This window comes from Aeromonas sp. 604176 (genome assembly GCF_049170755.1).
Lineage (GTDB): Bacteria > Pseudomonadota > Gammaproteobacteria > Enterobacterales > Aeromonadaceae > Aeromonas > Aeromonas veronii_A.
In genome coordinates, this window is record NZ_JAAKNE010000231.1 from 1 (window position 1) to 2007 (window position 2007).

The following is a 2007-nucleotide window of genomic DNA, read 5'->3' on the forward strand; positions in this document are numbered from 1 at the left end:
CCTCGCCAGTTTATTCAAAGTATTTGGAGATTCGTCAAATGGGTAAAATCATCGGTATTGACCTGGGTACTACCAACTCCTGCGTCGCTATTCTGGATGGCGACACTGCTCGCGTGATCGAGAACGCAGAAGGCGATCGTACTACTCCGTCCATCATTGCCTATGCCGATGATGGCGAGATCCTGGTTGGTCAGCCGGCCAAGCGTCAGGCCATCACCAACCCGAAAAACACCCTGTTCGCCATCAAGCGTCTGATCGGTCGTCGTTTTGAAGATGAAGAAGTGCAGCGTGACCTGAAAATCATGCCGTACGCCATCGCCAAAGCTGACAACGGCGACGCCTGGGTTGAAGTGAAGGGCAAGAAAATGGCACCGCCGCAGATCTCTGCCGAAGTGCTGAAAAAGATGAAGAAGACCGCTGAAGACTATCTGGGCGAGCCGGTAACCGAAGCCGTTATCACTGTTCCGGCCTACTTCAACGACGCCCAGCGTCAGGCTACCAAGGATGCCGGTCGCATCGCCGGTCTGGATGTAAAACGCATCATCAACGAACCGACTGCTGCTGCATTCGCTTACGGCGTGAACAAGGTCAAGGGCGAGCGCAAGGTTGCCGTATATGACTTGGGTGGCGGTACTTTCGATATCTCCATCATCGAGATCGATGAAGTGGAAGGCGAAACCACCTTCGAAGTTCTGGCGACCAACGGTAACACCCACCTGGGTGGTGAAGACTTCGACAACCGCGTCATCAACTATCTGGTAGACGAGTTCAAGCGTGAGCAGGGCATCGACCTGCGCAACGACCAGCTGGCTCTGCAGCGTCTGAAAGATGCCGCCGAGAAAGCCAAAATCGAGCTCTCTTCTGCCCAGCAGACCGACGTCAACCTGCCGTACATCACTGCAGATGCCACCGGTCCGAAGCACATGAACATCAAGGTGACCCGCGCCAAGCTGGAATCCCTGGTAGAAGACATGGTGAAAGACTCTCTGGAGCCGGTTCGTGTCGCCCTGAAAGACTCCGGTCTGGCAGTTGGCGAGATCGACGACGTGATTCTGGTCGGTGGTCAGACCCGTATGCCGCTGGTTCAGAAGACCGTTGCCGAGTTCTTTGGCAAAGAGCCGCGTAAAGACGTCAACCCGGACGAAGCCGTGGCCATGGGTGCTGCCATCCAGGGCGCCGTACTGTCCGGTGACAAGACCGACGTACTGCTGCTGGACGTTACCCCGCTCTCCCTGGGTATCGAAACCATGGGTAGCGTGATGACTGCGCTGATCGAGAAGAACACCACCATTCCGACCAAGAAGTCCCAGGTGTTCTCCACTGCTGAAGACAACCAGTCTGCCGTGACCATTCACGTGCTGCAGGGTGAGCGCAAGCGCGCCAGCGACAACAAGTCTCTGGGCCAGTTCAACCTGGAAGGCATCCGTCCGGCACCGCGTGGTCTGCCGCAGATCGAAGTGACCTTCGACATCGATGCCAACGGTATCCTGCACGTCTCTGCGAAAGACAAAGAGACCAACAAAGAGCAGAAGATCACCATCCAGGCCTCCTCTGGTCTGTCTGATGACGAGATCGAGCGCATGGTACGCGAAGCCGAAGCCAACGCGGCCGAGGACAAGAAGTTTGAAGAGCTGGTACAGGCTCGCAACCAGGCTGATGGTCTGGTCCACTCCGTACGCAAGCAGATCACCGAAGCCGGTGAGGCCCTGCCTGCCGACGACAAGACCAAGATCGAAGCCGCGCTGAGCGAGCTGGAAGTTGCCATCAAGGGTGACGACAAGGCTGCTATCGAAGCCAAACAGCAGGCTCTGCTGGAAGCGTCCCAGAAGCTGATGGAAATTGCCCAGCAGCAGGCTCAGGCCCAGGGTGCAGCCGGTGCTGATGCCGGTCAGTCCTCCTCTTCTGCCAAGGCTGACGACGACGTAGTCGACGCCGAGTTCGAAGAAGTGAAAGACGACAAGAAGTAAGCCCTACCCAGATGGGCGGAGTCCGCTTCGCCCATCGGCT

The 2007-nt window shown here is 57.1% G+C and carries 1 protein-coding gene; it reads left to right on the forward strand.

What is annotated here, in order from left to right; all coding sequences use genetic code 11:
* Window positions 1–38 precede the first annotated feature (38 nt).
* The gene (gene dnaK, locus G5358_RS20925) at window positions 39–1967 is read left to right on the forward strand and encodes a molecular chaperone DnaK (RefSeq protein WP_042053028.1); all 1929 of its coding nucleotides are present in this window, start codon (window positions 39–41) and stop codon (window positions 1965–1967) included.
* Window positions 1968–2007: the final 40 nt, after the last annotated feature.